The 15,846-nt window shown below is 55.5% G+C and carries 18 protein-coding genes and 1 other RNA gene; 10 read left to right on the top strand and 9 right to left on the bottom strand.

Annotation, left to right across the window (positions count from 1 at the left end; genetic code table 11):
• Window positions 1–202: 202 nt before the first annotated feature.
• The 3 genes from ABLU73_RS23860 to smpB form a co-directional block, all read right to left on the bottom strand.
• Window positions 203–1,432, bottom strand: coding sequence for an integrase domain-containing protein (locus ABLU73_RS23860; RefSeq protein ID WP_080816188.1), 1,230 nt, complete (start codon window positions 1,430–1,432; stop codon window positions 203–205).
• 166 nt (window positions 1,433–1,598) lie between these two features.
• Window positions 1,599–1,961, bottom strand: a transfer-messenger RNA (tmRNA) gene (gene ssrA / locus ABLU73_RS23865).
• A gap of 144 nt (window positions 1,962–2,105) precedes the next feature.
• On the bottom strand, window positions 2,106–2,588 hold the full coding sequence (gene smpB / locus ABLU73_RS23870) for an SsrA-binding protein SmpB (protein WP_002914164.1): 483 nt from the start codon (window positions 2,586–2,588) through the stop codon (window positions 2,106–2,108).
• A gap of 149 nt (window positions 2,589–2,737) precedes the next feature.
• Between smpB and ABLU73_RS23875 the strand changes: the two genes are divergently transcribed.
• Window positions 2,738–3,175 (top strand): type II toxin-antitoxin system RatA family toxin, encoded by a 438-nt coding sequence (locus tag ABLU73_RS23875; protein WP_004174798.1) that lies wholly within the window; start codon window positions 2,738–2,740, stop codon window positions 3,173–3,175.
• Window positions 3,165–3,455, top strand: coding sequence for an RnfH family protein (locus ABLU73_RS23880; RefSeq protein WP_194417828.1), 291 nt, complete (start codon window positions 3,165–3,167; stop codon window positions 3,453–3,455). Before ABLU73_RS23875 ends, ABLU73_RS23880 begins: the two co-directional genes overlap by 11 nt.
• 69 nt (window positions 3,456–3,524) lie before the next feature.
• On the opposite strand, the gene bamE is transcribed toward ABLU73_RS23880, so the two are convergent.
• The 3 genes from bamE to nadK all read right to left on the bottom strand — a co-directional run bounded on the left by bamE (window position 3,525) and on the right by nadK (window position 6,639).
• Window positions 3,525–3,866, bottom strand: a complete 342-nt coding sequence (gene bamE / locus ABLU73_RS23885) for an outer membrane protein assembly factor BamE (protein ID WP_004206850.1) — start codon at window positions 3,864–3,866, stop codon at window positions 3,525–3,527.
• Window positions 3,867–4,012: 146 nt separating this feature from the next.
• Entirely contained in the window at window positions 4,013–5,674 is a 1,662-nt protein-coding gene (recN, locus tag ABLU73_RS23890; protein ID WP_348850466.1) for a DNA repair protein RecN, read from the bottom strand.
• Window positions 5,675–5,760: 86 nt separating this feature from the next.
• The gene (gene nadK / locus ABLU73_RS23895; RefSeq protein WP_002914158.1) at window positions 5,761–6,639 is read right to left on the bottom strand and encodes an NAD(+) kinase; all 879 of its coding nucleotides are present in this window, start codon (window positions 6,637–6,639) and stop codon (window positions 5,761–5,763) included.
• Window positions 6,640–6,763: 124 nt separating this feature from the next.
• Between nadK and grpE the strand changes: the two genes are divergently transcribed.
• A complete protein-coding gene (gene grpE / locus ABLU73_RS23900) occupies window positions 6,764–7,354 on the top strand; it encodes a nucleotide exchange factor GrpE (RefSeq protein WP_004174800.1) in 591 nt (196 codons plus the stop codon).
• 120 nt (window positions 7,355–7,474) lie between these two features.
• Here the strand turns inward: grpE and ABLU73_RS23905 are convergent, their stop codons facing one another.
• Window positions 7,475–8,761, bottom strand: a complete 1,287-nt coding sequence (locus tag ABLU73_RS23905; RefSeq protein ID WP_023318900.1) for an HlyC/CorC family transporter — start codon at window positions 8,759–8,761, stop codon at window positions 7,475–7,477.
• A 19-nt stretch (window positions 8,762–8,780) separates the two neighbouring features.
• Window positions 8,781–9,572 (bottom strand): inner membrane protein YpjD, encoded by a 792-nt coding sequence (locus tag ABLU73_RS23910; RefSeq protein WP_002914153.1) that lies wholly within the window; start codon window positions 9,570–9,572, stop codon window positions 8,781–8,783.
• A gap of 163 nt (window positions 9,573–9,735) precedes the next feature.
• Here ABLU73_RS23910 and ffh point away from each other — a divergent pair, with 163 nt between their 5' ends.
• The 7 genes from ffh (at window position 9,736) to ABLU73_RS23945 (ending at window position 15,354) form a co-directional block, all read left to right on the top strand.
• Window positions 9,736–11,100 (top strand): signal recognition particle protein, encoded by a 1,365-nt coding sequence (gene ffh, locus ABLU73_RS23915; protein ID WP_002914152.1) that lies wholly within the window; start codon window positions 9,736–9,738, stop codon window positions 11,098–11,100.
• Window positions 11,101–11,359: 259 nt separating this feature from the next.
• A complete protein-coding gene (gene rpsP, locus ABLU73_RS23920) occupies window positions 11,360–11,608 on the top strand; it encodes a 30S ribosomal protein S16 (RefSeq protein WP_002914149.1) in 249 nt (82 codons plus the stop codon).
• An 18-nt stretch (window positions 11,609–11,626) separates the two neighbouring features.
• On the top strand, window positions 11,627–12,175 hold the full coding sequence (gene rimM / locus ABLU73_RS23925) for a ribosome maturation factor RimM (RefSeq protein ID WP_004150977.1): 549 nt from the start codon (window positions 11,627–11,629) through the stop codon (window positions 12,173–12,175).
• Window positions 12,176–12,206: 31 nt separating this feature from the next.
• Complete coding sequence (gene trmD / locus ABLU73_RS23930) at window positions 12,207–12,974, top strand: tRNA (guanosine(37)-N1)-methyltransferase TrmD (protein WP_002914147.1); 768 nt, start codon at window positions 12,207–12,209, stop codon at window positions 12,972–12,974.
• Between the two features lie 39 nt (window positions 12,975–13,013).
• The gene (gene rplS, locus ABLU73_RS23935; RefSeq protein WP_002914145.1) at window positions 13,014–13,361 is read left to right on the top strand and encodes a 50S ribosomal protein L19; all 348 of its coding nucleotides are present in this window, start codon (window positions 13,014–13,016) and stop codon (window positions 13,359–13,361) included.
• Window positions 13,362–13,480: 119 nt separating this feature from the next.
• Complete coding sequence (locus ABLU73_RS23940) at window positions 13,481–13,942, top strand: DUF2946 domain-containing protein (RefSeq protein ID WP_264924773.1); 462 nt, start codon at window positions 13,481–13,483, stop codon at window positions 13,940–13,942.
• Window positions 13,943–13,995: 53 nt separating this feature from the next.
• Complete coding sequence (locus ABLU73_RS23945) at window positions 13,996–15,354, top strand: PepSY-associated TM helix domain-containing protein (protein WP_264924774.1); 1,359 nt, start codon at window positions 13,996–13,998, stop codon at window positions 15,352–15,354.
• An 8-nt stretch (window positions 15,355–15,362) separates the two neighbouring features.
• Here ABLU73_RS23945 and ABLU73_RS23950 read toward each other — a convergent pair whose 3' ends face one another.
• A complete protein-coding gene (locus ABLU73_RS23950) occupies window positions 15,363–15,845 on the bottom strand; it encodes an OmpA family protein (RefSeq protein ID WP_017900643.1) in 483 nt (160 codons plus the stop codon).
• Window position 15,846: the final 1 nt, after the last annotated feature.

The raw sequence follows: 15,846 nt of genomic DNA on the forward strand, positions 1-15,846 counted from the left end.
ATTACATTAACATAAGGTTCAGATCTCGCTAAAAAACAGTTTTTTTAGTGGGAAAGATAGCAAAATGAAGAAGTTCAGATGCAAAAAAGCCCGTTTACACGAGCTTTTTTTGCACCATCTAATGCACCATAAAATCAAAACCATGATTCAACTTATTGATTTTATTGCAAATTTTTCAGGGGCGTAGGAAGGTGTCGCTCTTTCACGCAGCAATTGCCTTATATTTCTGCGCCTGAACGTAATCTCCCCACCACTGCATCAGCTCTGTTCTTTCAGCAAGATACTCAGCACGATTGTAAGCGGCTATGATTTCGTTGTTCTTAGTATGAGCTAAGGCGGATTCAAGCACCTCTGTTCTAAATTTACCGCTTTCTTCAGCAGCCGTTCTTGCTATAGAACGCATTCCGTGGGCTACCAGTTCACCACCGAATCCCATACGGATGATTGCAGCATTAGCTGTTTGCTCATGCATGTGGTTAAGCGGGGCCTTAATGCTTGGGAAAACCCACTCTCTATGACCACTGATTGGTCTGATTAACTCAAGTATACGCATAGCCTCTTTACTCAGCGGAATCTTGTGAGGGCGTTTCATCTTCATAAACTCACCGGGGATGTTCCAGAATCGATTATCTTCGTCTATATCACTCCACCGAGCACGGACAGCTTCTCCCGGACGAACCCACGTAAGGAGTTGCCACTCAATTAGAAGACGTGTTTCGAGTCGTATAGAAGCGTTAGATAGAGCAATTAAGAATCGGGGTAAATCATCTGGTGGTAAAGCAGGCATGTTTTGCTTCTTGGGCTTACTGAAACGCTGACCGAGGTTATCAGCAGGATTAAACTCAATAAGTTCTTCTGTCGCAGCCCAACGGAAAATTTCATTTAGACGTGAAATGATACGGCGTAGTGTTTCCAGCACGCCTCGTTGTTCTATGGGGTCAAGGTGTTGTTTTAAGAGCTTGGGACGGATCTCTTTGATCGGAACGTTGCCTAAGCCGGGGAAGATATTTCGTTCAAGGCTCCGCCAGATATCTTCTGCATGGTCTGTAGAGATACCAGAAGTCTTGACCTTCTCATCTAACCATTTCCTAGCAACCGCCTGTAGCGTGTGCTCAGTGGCATTCTTAAGGGCATTGGCTTTATCGTTGTTGTGAATCTGCGGATCGATACCACTTGTAAGCAATGACAAGTATTCATCACGTAAAGCCCGAGCTTTGGCAAGTGTGAGATGAGGGTAGGTTCCTAAGCTCATCTTTGTTCGCTTCTTACTTACTGGCACTGCATACCTGAAATACCAATTTTTCTTACCACCCTTTGATAGGGGAGCGATTCGTAGCATCAGGCCGTCACCATCAAAAAGGTTGATCTCCTTTTCTGCTGGCTTGGTATTTTTGATTTCAGTGTCAGTGAGTTTCTTAGCGATTTTTGCCATTTTTAGGACCCTCGATTTTGGGACCCTTTGCGTTGGGTCCCAAAAAGGGTGCCATAAGGAGTAGCTTCTAGCAAATTTCAGTAGACTTCTGTAGACGTAAAAAAGCCCGCAAGGCTGGTTCCATGCGGGCTTAGTAGACTTCAGTATACTTCAAACAACTAAAAAGTGGTGGAGCTGGCGGGAGTTGAACCCGCGTCCGAAATTCCTACATCCTCGGCACTACATGCTTAGTCAGTCTTTACATTCGCTTGCCAGCTGCGGACAGACACGCCACTAACAAACTAGCCTGATTAGATTTAACGCTTCAACCCCAGGCAGGGCATCCACGCGATCTCTTTTGGGTTTGACCTCTCTTTGATCCCCGTCTTAAGAGCGGAAGCTAGGGAGAGAGGGCTCAGAGCAGGTTATTAAGCTGCTAAAGCGTAGTTTTCGTCGTTTGCGACTATTTTTTGCGGCTTTTTACGAGGCCAACCGCCCCTCGGCATGCACCTTGGGTTTCGCAAATCCCGTCGAATCCAGAATCAGCCCCAATGTGTAGGTCAAGTATAACAGATTTGTGAATGTCGTTACCAGCCCCATCACGCAGGATTCTTTCAGCAGGGGTGGACGAAAAAGCAGCATCAACAAGGATATAGCGTAAGGGCCAGCGAAAGCTGGCCCTCAGGGGAGGGGGTTAGCGTCCGGCGTGCTTCATAATACGCGCCTTATCCAGCGCCCATTCACGATCCTTCAGGTCGGTACGCTTGTCGTGCTGTTTCTTACCTTTGGCGACGCCGATTTTCACTTTGCACCAGGCGTTCTTCCAGTACAGCGACAGGGCGACAACGGTATAACCTTCGCGGTTAATACGGCCGTACAGCGTGTCGAGTTCGCGCTGGTTGAGCAGCAGCTTACGGGTGCGCGTCGGGTCGCAGACATAGTGGGTGGAAGCCACGGCCATGGGCGTAAAGTTGGCGCCGAACAGGAAGGCTTCGCCATCCTTCAGGATGACATAGCTATCGCCGATGTTGGCTTTGCCTGCACGCAGGGATTTGACTTCCCAGCCCTGCAGGGCGAGACCAGCCTCGTATTCATCCTCGATAAAGTATTCGTGACGGGCGCGTTTATTCAGCGCAATGGTGGCTGATCCAGGTTTGTGGGCTTTTTTCTTAGTCATAATGTCCTGAAGTCATCGTCTTATACACAGTTACCTCGATCGCATCCTGCGAGGTGTACTGCGCATCTTAGCACGAGTTGCGGCACAGCGTTTTTTTTAGCAGCAGATAAATGATATTATTTGCACTGTGTTTAAATGTGGAACCTGCTATGCCTCAGATTAGCCGTACTGCGCTGGTGCCTTTCAGCGCGGAACAGATGTATCAACTGGTAAACGATGTGAAGTCCTATCCTGATTTTCTGCCAGGCTGCACCGGTAGCCGCGTGCTGGAATTGGGGCCGACGCAAATGACGGCGGCGGTTGATGTGTCCAAAGCCGGCATCAGTAAGACCTTCACCACACGCAATACACTGACCAGCAACCAGAGCATTTTGATGAGCCTGGTGGATGGCCCGTTCAAGAAGCTGATTGGCGGCTGGAAGTTTATTCCGCTGAGCCCGGAGGCGTGCAAAATCGAATTCCATCTCGATTTCGAGTTTACCAATAAACTGATTGAGATGGCTTTTGGTCGGATCTTCAAAGAGCTGGCCGCTAACATGGTGCAGGCGTTCACTTCGCGCGCCAAAGAGGTTTACAGTGCCGGCTAATATTCGTGTTGAAGTCGCCTACGCACTGCCTGAAAAGCAGTATCTGCAGCGGGTCACCCTGGACGAGGGGGCGACGGTCGAGCAGGCGATTATCGCCAGCGGTCTGCTGGCGCTGCGTGATGACATCGATCTGGCGAAAAACAAGCTGGGTATCCACAGTCGTCCGGTTAAGCTGCACGACGAAGTCCATGACGGCGACCGGGTGGAAATCTATCGTCCGCTGATCGCAGATCCAAAAGAGCTGCGTCGCCAGCGGGCGGAGAAAAACGCCGCGAAGTAACCCGCAGCAACAGACCGGCTATCGGCCATAAAAAAAGCGCTCACTGAGCGCTTTTTGCTTTTCCGGGCCTTACTGACTGGTCAGCGCGGGCTTGTTATCAATGTTGGTTAACACGCCGCCATTGTTGAAGGTCAGGGTCAGGGTCTGCTGAGTCACTTTCTCGTGGCCCGGCTCCTGACGGAATACATAGAACCAGGTGTTGGTGCCGAACGGATCCGACATCATTGGCGTTCCGAGAGCATAAGCAACCTGCTGTTGCGTCATACCGACACGAATTTTTGCTACATCGTTAGGTGCCAGATAGTTACCCTGGTTGATGTCAGGACGGTAAACCACTCGTTCCAGAGTGGAACAGCCTGCGGTCAACATAAGAAGAACCGCTGCGGCAGCAGTCAGCGTTTTACAGCGCATAGTGATTTGATTCCTTTTTGGGCCCGAGCAGTACGTGGCTCATCTGTAATATGCCGATAATAATAGACCTTCGCGCCGATGGAAACCTCCGGCTGCGGTCAGCAGGCAATTTGCTGTTCACTATGACCCTGTGAAAATCAAAAAGTTTACGCCGCAAGCAACTCTTTCGCGTTTGCCAGGGTGTTGCGCGTGACCTCGCTGCCGCCCAGCAGGCGAGCCAGCTCCTGCAGACGAGCACGCTTATCCAGCGGCTGCATATGGGTTTCGGTCATCTCGCCATCAGTCTCTTTACAGACAAAGAAATGATGGTGGCCGCAGCCTGCGACCTGCGGCAGGTGGGTCACGCACATCACCTGCGTGGACTCGCCCAGCTGGCGCAGCAGCTTGCCGACCACGGCAGCGGTCGGGCCGCTGATGCCGACGTCCACTTCGTCGAAGATGAGCGCCGGGGTTTCCATTTTACGCGCGGTGATCACCTGAATCGCCAGCGCAATACGCGACAATTCGCCGCCAGAGGCCACTTTCGCGATCGGCTGCAGCGGCTGACCCGGGTTAGTGGTGACGCGGAACTCAATATGATCGGCGCCGTCGGCGGTGAGATGGCGTTCATCAAAAGCGACCTCAATCGCGAAGACCCCATGCGGCATCGAAAGTGAGTGCATACTCTCGGTGATAAGCTGGGTCAGCTCGTCGGCGCTGGCCTGGCGCAGGGCGTGCAGCTGACGCGCGGTCTCCAGCGCCAGCTGATGATGTTCGACCACCTGCTGGCTGAGGGATTCCAGCGAGCCGGCGCTGTCGTCCAGCAGGCGCTGCTCTTCGAGCATCGCCTGATAAACCGTCGGCAGCTCTTCCGGCATCACCTGGTGTTTACGCGCCAGCGCGATTTGCCGGGAAATCCGCTGCTCAAGTTCGAACAGACGGTTAGGATCAAGGTCCAGACGGTCATGGTAGTGGCGCAGCTCGTCGCTGGCCTCGCTGAGCTGAATGGCCGCCTCTTCCAGCATATCCAGCACGCCGGAAAGCTTGCTGTCCATACCCACCAGCTCGCTGACCAGCTGCTTCGCGGTATAAAGCTGGCTCTGCAGATTGGCTTCTTCGCCGTCCGCCAGAACCGTCAGGGCATGCTGGCAGGTGCTGAGCAGCTGCCCGCTGTTGGCCAGGCGCTTGTACTCTTCGTCAATCTGCTCAAACTCTCCCGCCAGCGGGTTAAATTCATTCAGTTCTTTAAGCTGGTACTGCAGCAGATCGGCGCGGGCGGCGCGCTCCTGGCTCTGCTGCTGATGCTGGGCCAGCTCGCGGCAGCTCTGGTGCCACTGGCGATAGTGCTCGGCCATACGCTGAGTGAGCGCATACTCACCGGTATAGCCGTCGAGCAGCGTTTTCTGGTGTTCGGGTTTGGTCAACAGCTGGTGCGCATGCTGGCCATGGATCTGGATCAGCAGCTGGCCCAGCTCGCGCAGCTGCGAGAGCGGGACGGCGGTGCCGTTGATGAAGCCGCGCGAGCGGCCGTCGGCGCTGATCACCCGGCGAAGTAAACACTCACGCCCGCTCTCCAGCTGGTTCTCTTCCAGCCAGCGCTGGGCGGCCGGGGTATCTTTCAGCGCGAAGCGCGCGCACAGGTCGGCACGGGTAGCGCCGCGACGCACCATGTCGGCTTCCGCTCTGCCGCCGAGGCACAGCCCCAGCGCGTCGATGGCAATGGATTTCCCGGCGCCGGTTTCCCCGGTGATGGCGGTCATACCGCTGTGGAAATCAATTTCCAGTTCACGAACGATAGCAAAATTACTGATGGTGAGTTGCGCCAACATAGCTGCCTTCCTGTATGAAAAACCAATACTGTGTTTTCGTACAGTATAGACTGGTTTTTTATCCAGTAAAGAGGCAGCGATGTAAATCAGAACAATTTTTTCGACCAGCCGAGCTTGGTGCTTAATGTATTGAAATAGCTGTAGTCTTTTGGATGAATCAGATTGAGGTGGTAATCGCAGCGGCGGATGAGGACATCTTCGCCATCCTGGATCGGCAGGGCAATCTGACTGTCGCAGCTGATCTCCAGATCGCTGCAGCGGTGAGAGAAGCGCAGGCGGATGGTGCTGTCGCCGTTGATCACCAGCGGTCGCGCCGAGAGGGTGTGCGGGAACATCGGCACCAGGGTGATGGCGTCCAGCGACGGGGTGAGGATCGGGCCGCCGGCCGACAGCGAATAGGCTGTGGAGCCGGTCGGGGTGGAGATTATCAGGCCATCGGAGCGCTGGGAGAAGGCGAAGACTTCATCGATATAGACTTCGAACTCAATCATATGCGCCACTTTGCCGGGGTGCAGCACCACTTCGTTGATGGCGGTGCTGATGCGTTTCTGGCAATCCTGCTGGCACACCTGGGCCTCCAGCAGAAAGCGTTTCTCGGCGATGTAGTGGCCTTCCAGCACGTCGGCGAGCTGCTGCAGGGCGTTGTCCGGGTCCAGGTCGGTGAGAAAGCCGAGGTTGCCGCGGTTAATGCCGATGACGTTAATGTCATAACGGGCCAGAGTCCGCGCCGCGCCGAGCATATTGCCGTCGCCGCCCACGACCACCGCGAGGTCGGCCTGTTGGCCAATCTCCGCCAGCGTGCCGGTTTTCACGTTGCTGAGCTGGAGTTCATGGGCGATCTGCTGTTCAACCAGCACTTCATACCCTTTGCTGCACAGCCAGCGCCAGAGCATTTCATGTGTGGTCAGGGCGGTGGGGTGACGAGGATGTCCCACAATGCCGATACACTTGAAATGGTTCTTCATGATCTGGATGTCCTTGCGTTAAATGAAATAGTGACAATCTGTCCGCTTCCCTTGAAACCCGGAAACTGATCCCCATAATAAGCGAAGTTAGCGAGATGAATGCGAAAAAAACGCGGAGAAATTCATGAGTAGTAAAGAACAGAAAACGCCTGAGGGGCAAGCCCCGGAAGAAATTATCACGGAGCAGCACGACGACGTTGAGGCGGTAGAGCCTGAAGTTTCGGCTGAGCAGGTGGATCCGCGCGATGAAAAAATTGCGAATCTGGAAGCCCAGCTGGCTGAAGCGCAGAAACGTGAACGTGAAGTGATGCTGCGTGCCAAAGCCGACGAAGATAACCTGCGTCGTCGTACCGAGCAGGATATCGAGAAAGCGCACAAATTCGCGCTGGAAAAATTCGTCAATGAACTGCTGCCGGTAATCGACAGCCTGGACCGCGCGCTGGAAGTGGCTGACAAGGCTAACCCGGAGCTGGCGCCGATGGTGGAAGGGATCGAACTGACCCTCAAATCTATGCTGGACGTAGTGCGTAAGTTCGGCGTGGAAGTGATCGCCGACACCAACGTTCCGCTGGATCCGAACGTCCACCAGGCCATTGCGATGGTCGAGTCTGAAGACGTGGCGGCGGGCAACGTGCTGGCCGTGATGCAGAAAGGTTACACCCTGAACGGCCGCACCATTCGCGCCGCGATGGTGACGGTAGCAAAAGCGAAATAACGTTTGCTGCCTTGCTCAACGGCTGCCCGCGGGCGGCCGTTTTTTATGTCATCGCTCCCCGGCGCGAGATAAAAAAACGGCGGGCCGCAGCCCACCGTGAGGTTAATTCCTTCGCTCGCGCTACTCCGCGACGCTCTCGCGTAATGATTTCACCGGCATCACTTTCACCTGTTTGATCATGTTGTCCTGCACGTCGAGAATATCAATATCATACTGCTCAATGCGCACGCGGGTGCCCGGGACCGGGATCTCTTCCAGCGCTTCAAGGATGATACCGTTGATGGTGCGCGCTTCATCTTCCGGCAGGTGCCAGTTGAACGCTTTGTTGATTTCGCGAACGTTGGCGCTGCCGTCGATTATCACGGTGCCGTCGTTGAGCGGGGTCACTTCCTCCGCCAGGGTGGGTGACATGGAGGTGGTGAAGTCGCCGACAATCTCTTCAAGAATATCTTCTACGGTGACCAGCCCCTGAATATCGCCGTATTCATCGACAACCAGACCGACTTTCTTTTTATTACGCTGGAATTTCACCAGCTGGGTGCTGAGCGGCGTCCCTTCAGGAACAAAGTAGATCTCATCTGCCGCCCGCAGCATGATCTCTTTTGTGAACTCTTTCTTCTCCGTCATCAGTCGGTAGGCTTCGCGGACGCGCAGCATGCTGATGGCATCGTCCAGCGAATCGCGGTAGAGCACAATGCGGCCGTGTGGGGAGTGGGTCAGCTGGCGGACGATAGATTTCCAGTCGTCATTGATGTCGATGCCGACAATCTCATTGCGCGGCACCATGATGTCGTTAACGCTGACCTTCTCCAGGTCCAGCACCGACAGCAGCATGTCCTGATTGCGTCGTGAGATTTGTGAACGGGATTCATTCACAATCGTGCGCAGTTCATCTTTGCTCAGGGCGCTGCTGATGACGGTATCGGTGCGGATGCCCATCATGCGCATCAGTATGCGGGTGATGGTATTCAGCAGCCACACCAGCGGCATCATCAGCACTTGCAGGGGCGCCAACAGGAAGCTGCTGGGGTAGGCAACTTTTTCCGGATAGAGGGCGGCGATGGTTTTCGGCAGGACTTCGGCAAATACCAGCACCACAAAGGTGAGTACGCCAGTGGCGATCGCGACGCCGGCATCGCCGTACAGGCGCATGCCGACGATGGTGCCCAGCGCCGAGGCGAGAATGTTGACAAGGTTATTACCGATGAGCACGAGACTAATCAGGCGGTCCGGCTTGCGCAGCAGCTTCTCCACGCGCTTGGCGGGGCGGTTGCCTTGTTTCGCCATATGACGCAGCCGGTAGCGGTTCAGCGTCATCATGCCGGTTTCGGAGCCGGAGAAATAGGCAGAGATAATCACCATGACGATCAGCGTTATGATCAGCGTGGTGGTGGAGATATGTTCCACGTAGGATTCCTTAAAAGACTTAGCTCACGAACTGTTGCAGCACGCGGCTACCAAAATAGGCCAGCGTCAGCAGACCGGCGCCAGCGACGCTGAACCAGACCACGCGACGTCCTCGCCACCCTTCATGATAGTGGCCCCATAGCAGGACGATATAGACGAACCACGCAATAATCGACAGCACCGCTTTATCAATGTTTTCGCTGCTGAACAGATTGTGCATATAGAACAGGCCGCTGCACAGCGTCAGAGTCAGCAGCACTACGCCGACCTGAGTAATGTGGAACATTTTGCGCTCAATGCTCATCAGCGGTGGCATTTCGCTGCTGAAGGCCAGCTTTTTGTTCTTTAACTGGTAGTCGATCCACGCCAGCTGTAGCGCATACAGCGCGGCAATGATCAGCGTGGCGTACGAGAAGAGCGACAGGCCGATATGCACCAGCATCCCCGGAGTGGTTTCCAGGTGGGTGATATATTCGTTAGGCACGAAGGTGGCGAAGGCCAGGTTGATCAGCGCGAAGGCATAGACGATAGGCAGCAGCAGCCAGCCGCGATTGCGCGAGGCCACGATAGTCATCACCGTACAGATCATCAGGCTCACCAGCGACCCGACGTTCAGTAAGCTGAGGTTTTGCCCGCTCTCGCCGCCGGGGAATATCCGTGCTTCCAGCGCAAAAGCATGGCAGATCAACGCGATAGTCGCAGATAAAATCGCCATTCGCCGCCAGCTGCTGTTTTTTTGCAGCAGGCCGGGGATAATCAGCGCGAGGCTGACGGAGTAGGCGACAAGGGCGAGTAGAGCAAAAACAGGCATAGGTGTCGGCTGTTGGCTAAATAAGAAAGAGAAGCAGTATAACGTCAGCAGGCCTCTGCTCCAACCGTTGCAGCACATTCAGATTGATGTCGTGTTATACTCCGCCACATTCGTTTTGTGTGTCGCTGCGGCGACCGACCGTTTCCACCTCAGGCGAGAGACAATGTTTGATAATTTAACCGATCGTTTGTCGCGTACGCTGCGCAACATTAGCGGCCGCGGACGCCTTACAGAAGACAATATTAAAGACACCCTGCGCGAAGTGCGCATGGCGCTGCTGGAAGCGGACGTTGCGCTTCCGGTGGTACGTGATTTCATCAGCCGCGTCAAAGAGAGCGCGGTCGGCCATGAAGTCAATAAAAGCCTGACCCCGGGTCAGGAGTTCGTCAAAATCGTCCGCAACGAGCTGGTGGCGGCGATGGGCGAAGAGAACCAGACCCTCGACCTGGCGGCGCAGCCGCCGGCGGTGGTGCTGATGGCGGGCCTGCAGGGTGCCGGTAAAACCACCAGCGTCGGTAAGCTGGGGAAATTCCTGCGCGAGAAGCATAAGAAGAAAGTGCTGGTGGTCTCCGCGGACGTTTACCGCCCGGCGGCGATCAAACAGCTGGAGACCCTGGCCGAGCAGGTCGGCGTCGACTTCTTCCCGTCCGACGTCGGGCAGAAGCCGGTTGATATCGTCAACGCGGCGCTGAAAGAAGCGAAGCTCAAATTCTACGACGTGCTGCTGGTGGATACCGCCGGTCGTCTGCACGTTGACGAAGCGATGATGGACGAAATTAAGCACGTCCACGCCGCCATTAATCCGGTTGAAACCCTGTTCGTCGTCGATGCGATGACCGGCCAGGATGCGGCGAATACCGCTAAAGCCTTTAACGAAGCGCTGCCGCTGACCGGCGTGGTGCTAACCAAAGTGGACGGCGACGCCCGCGGCGGCGCGGCGCTGTCGATTCGCCATATTACCGGTAAGCCGATTAAATTCCTCGGCGTCGGCGAGAAAACCGAAGCGCTGGAACCGTTCCATCCGGACCGCGTCGCCTCCCGCATCCTCGGCATGGGCGACGTGCTGTCGCTGATCGAAGATATCGAGAGTAAAGTCGACCGCGCGCAGGCCGAGAAGCTGGCCTCCAAGCTGAAGAAAGGCGACGGCTTCGACCTCACCGACTTCCTGGAGCAGCTGCGCCAGATGAAAAACATGGGCGGCATGGCCAGCCTGATGGGCAAGCTGCCGGGTATGGGCCAGATCCCGGACAACGTCAAAGCGCAGATGGACGACAAAGTGCTGGTGCGTATGGAAGCGATCATCAACTCGATGACCCTGAAAGAGCGCGCTAAGCCGGAAATCATCAAAGGTTCACGTAAGCGCCGTATCGCCGCCGGCTGTGGGATGCAGGTGCAGGATGTGAACCGTCTGCTCAAGCAGTTCGACGACATGCAGCGCATGATGAAGAAGATGAAGTCGAAAGGCGGCATGATGAAGATGATGCGCGGGATGAAAGGGATGATGCCTCCAGGTTTCCCGGGCCGTTAAAAACAAGGGCATAAGGCTATCTTGTTTGTCATTTTAGCGCAGAGGTGTGCGCGCCATCCTCACGTACGACGTGTACGTTCCGGTGGCTGCGCGCACGCCGGCAGCGAACTGACTGCACCGCCGACTGCCTTTTACAGCAGACTTATCAACTGCTGATTGCATTTTCCCCAGAAATCAGTAAAATTTTCGGGCTTTTAATATGACACCGGGCTCCGTTCCTCGATGGGGCCCGGTTGTTTTATTCACACAAGAGGATGTTATGGTAACTATTCGTTTAGCACGTCACGGCGCTAAAAAGCGTCCGTTCTACCAGGTTGTTGTCACCGACAGCCGTAATGCACGCAACGGTCGCTTCATCGAGCGCGTTGGTTTCTTCAACCCGATCGCTAACGGTGCGGAAGAAGAAACTCGCCTGGATCTGGATCGTATCGCTCACTGGGTTGGCCAGGGCGCTACTGTTTCCGATCGCGTTGCCGCGCTGATCAAAGCCGCTAACAAAGCAGCTTAATCTGTCACGGTGGTCATGATGAGCAAGCAACACACCGCACAAGCACCTGTTGATCCGATCGTATTGGGGAAAATGGGTTCTTCCTACGGTATCCGTGGTTGGCTCAGAGTGTTTTCCTCCACCGAAGACGCCGAAAGCATTTTTGACTATCAGCCCTGGTTAATCCAGAAGGCGGGTCAGTGGCAGGTTGTTGAGCTGGAAAGCTGGCGCCACCACAATCAGGACATCATCATCAAGCTGAAAGGCGTTGACGATCGTGATGCCGCGAATCTACTGACTAATTGCGAAATTATCGTGGATTCATCGCAGTTGCCGGAGCTGGAAGAGGGTGACTACTACTGGAAAGACCTGATGGGCTGCCAGGTAGTGACGACGGAAGGCTATAGCCTCGGTAAAGTCATCGATATGATGGAAACCGGGTCTAATGACGTGCTCGTCATCAAGGCAAACCTGAAAGATGCATTTGGTATCAAGGAGCGGTTGGTTCCGTTCCTCGATGGGCAGGTTATCAAGAAAGTCGATCTCACTACGCGTACTATCGAAGTAGATTGGGATCCTGGTTTTTAAATTCTCCGGATAAACGGTAAAAGACGGCGCTATGTGGATTGGCATAATTAGCCTGTTTCCTGAAATGTTCCGCGCAATTACCGATTACGGGGTAACTGGCCGGGCAGTAAAAAATGGCCTGCTGAGCATCGAAAGCTGGAGTCCTCGCGACTTCACGCATGACCGGCACCGTACCGTGGACGATCGTCCTTACGGCGGCGGACCGGGGATGCTAATGATGGTGCAACCCTTACGGGATGCCATTCATGCAGCAAAAGCCGCGGCAGGTGAAGGCGCGAAGGTGATTTATCTGTCACCTCAGGGACGCAAGCTTGATCAAGCGGGCGTCAGCGAACTGGCAACGAATCAGAAACTGATTCTGGTGTGCGGTCGTTACGAAGGGATAGACGAGCGCGTAATCCAAACCGAAATTGACGAAGAATGGTCAATCGGCGATTACGTTCTCAGCGGTGGTGAGTTACCGGCAATGACGCTGATTGACTCCGTTTCCCGGTTCATTCCGGGAGTACTGGGCCATGAAGCATCGGCAACGGAAGATTCCTTTGCTGATGGGTTGCTGGATTGCCCCCACTATACCCGTCCTGAAGTGTTAGAAGAGATGGAAGTACCGCCAGTATTGCTGTCGGGAAACCATGCTGAGATACGTCGCTGGCGTCTGAAGCAGTCGCTGGGCCGCACCTGGCTTAGAAGACCTGAACTTCTGGAAAACCTGGCTCTGACTGAAGAGCAAGCAAAGCTGCTGGCGGAGTTCAAAACTGAACACGCGCAACAGCAGCATAAACATGATGGGCAGGCGTGAGCCCCCAATATCAGTTTACCCAGGATAAGAGATTAAATTATGAGCAACATTATTAAGCAACTTGAACAAGAACAGATGAAGCAGGACGTACCTTCCTTCCGTCCGGGTGATACCGTGGAAGTGAAAGTATGGGTTGTTGAAGGTTCCAAAAAACGTCTGCAGGCATTCGAGGGCGTGGTTATCGCTATTCGTAACCGCGGTCTGCACTCTGCATTCACTGTTCGCAAAATTTCCAACGGCGAAGGCGTTGAGCGTGTCTTCCAGACTCACTCTCCGGTAGTTGACAGCATTGCTGTTAAACGTCGTGGTGCTGTACGTAAAGCTAAACTGTACTACCTGCGTGAGCGCACTGGTAAGTCTGCTCGTATCAAAGAGCGTCTTAACTAAGATTCGCTTTCGCGACATCCTGACAAAAAGGGCTGGCCTCAGGGCCGGCCCTTTTTTTATCTTTGTTGTAACCATCGTGATGTAAATCATTTACAATACGCCCTCTATTCGGAGGGGCGGTGGTCAGTAACAGTTTTCAGCAAACGACACCTAAACGGCGAGCCGCCTGGCTGGCGCTGTTGGCGATCCTGCTGATCGTGGTGGCCCCCCTGATCTCCGTCTCCCTGCAAAAAGACCCTATGAGCGCCATGCCCGGCATGCACCACGCCATGATGGTGGACAGCTCGCCAGCGAGTATGGCGCAGATGCCCGGCCACGATATGGCGATGATGCACAGCACAGACGGTGCTACGCCTACCGGACACGAACTGCCGCTGGACCATGCCGAAGCCTGTGGCTATTGCGTGCTGTTAGCCCATGTCCCAGGGCTGATTTTCGCGCTGGCGCTGTTCGTCGCCATGCTCCTGCGGCGCATTCGCCTGCCGGCTTCTCGCCCGGTATTAAAACACTGGCGCTACTTTCCCTGGCTCTACCCCGAAACCCGCGCCCCGCCGCGGCTGTCTGCTTTTTCCCTTTCATAAAAATCAATCTGCGCACCGCGCAACGACCTCTTTTGCTTTAAAAAAGGAAAAGTATGACAACCTGCACCTCGCGCGCGGCATGGCTGAACCTGCTGCGTCGCCTCCATTTCTATATCGGGCTGTTTATCGGACCGTTTATCTTTGTCGCAGCCCTGACCGGTACGCTTTATGTGGCGACGCCGCAACTGGAAAACTGGCTCTATCACGATGCGCTGTATGGCCTTCCCGAAGGCACCCCGCAACCGCTCAGCGCCCAGATTGCGCTGGCCGAGGAAGCGACCCAGGGTAATCTGCGGCTGCTGGCGGTGCGTCCGGCCCCCGCGGTGGGCGAGACCACCCGCATTATGTTTGCCGATCCGCGTCTCGGGGAGTCGGAATCCCGGGCCATTTTTGTCGATCCGATCGCGCTGCGGGTGAAGGGCGATATGACGGTCTACGGCACCAGCGGCATCCTGCCGCTGCGTCAGTGGATTGACTATGCGCATCGTTCGCTGCTGTTGGGCGACAGCGGGCGGCTCTACAGCGAACTGGCTGCCTCATGGATGTGGGTGGCCGCGCTGGGGGGCATTGCCCTGTGGGCGATGACGCGTCCAAAACGGCGGATCAGTAACGCCCTGCAGAATCATCGTCGGCTGCACGTGACGCTGGGCTGGAGTTTACTGCTGGGCATGCTGCTCTTCTCCGCCACCGGCCTGACCTGGTCGCAATGGGCCGGCGGCAATGTTGATAAAATGCGGGCGGCTTTCGGCTGGTGGACGCCGCAGGTCAATACCCTGCTGCACGGTGAGGCACCGATGGCACACGATCCCCATGCCGGGCATCACAGGGAGGCGATGGCCATGACCCAGCATCAGCCCGCGCAGTTTGACCGGGCACTGGCGGTGGCCCGTCAGGCGGGGCTGAACGCCAGCCGGCTGGAGATCCGTCCCCCGGTATCAGACGGACGCGCCTGGACGGTGAATGAGATCGACCGCCGCTGGCCGACGCAGGTGGATGCGGTAGCGATCGATGGCGCCACGATGGAGGTGGTGGATCGCACCCATTTTGCCGACTTTCCTCTGATGGCGAAACTTACCCGCTGGGGCGTCGATTTCCATATGGGGATCCTCTTCGGTCTGGCGAATCAACTGCTGCTGGTGGGGTTTGGCTGTACGCTGTGCGTAACCATCGCCGTGGGGTACCGGCTGTGGTGGATGCGCCGTCCGCCTCAGGCCGTCTGGGATCCGGCGCATTCGCTGCTGCGGGCGTGGCTGTCGCTCGCCTGGCCTGCCCGTGGGCTGGTGCTGGGGATAGCGTTAGCCCTGGGTCTGGCCATGCCATTGATGGGCATCAGCCTGGTGTTGTTCATTGCCGTTGACTACCTGCGCTGGCGCGCGGCAACGGCAATGAGGATGGCGAAGTCCAGCGATTAAGCGGACGTTTACGGCGTGCTGATGACCACCGTGACCCTGCGGTTTTCAGCGCGCCCGGCCGCGGTGTCGTTGCTGGCGATCGGGTATTTTTTGCCAAGGCCGCGGGTGACTAAATTACTGCGCGGGATATGGGCGCCTTCCGCCCAGGCATCGGCTACGCTGTTGGCCCGCTTAAGCGACAGGGCTTCGTTATAGCTATCCTCACCATAATTATCGGTGTGGCCTTCAAGGCGGCTATGCGTTATCCCGGTTGTCGCCAGCCGCGAGGCCATTTGGGTGATCTGCTGGCGGCTGTCGGGACGTAGTCGGTAGTCATTCTTGTCAAACAGGATGCTATCGGATAAGCCCAGGGACCAATCGCCGTTGCTTTCAGTGAAGCCGTAAGATTTCATCGCCGCCACCTGCTCGGGGGTAAATTTTCCCTGAGGAGCCTGGCAACCTGTCAAAAGCGCCGCCGCCATCAGGGCGGGGGCGAAATATTTCGTGATCATA

The sequence above is a fragment of the Klebsiella sp. GG_Kp175 genome (assembly GCF_040062325.1).
GTDB lineage: Bacteria > Pseudomonadota > Gammaproteobacteria > Enterobacterales > Enterobacteriaceae > Klebsiella > Klebsiella quasipneumoniae.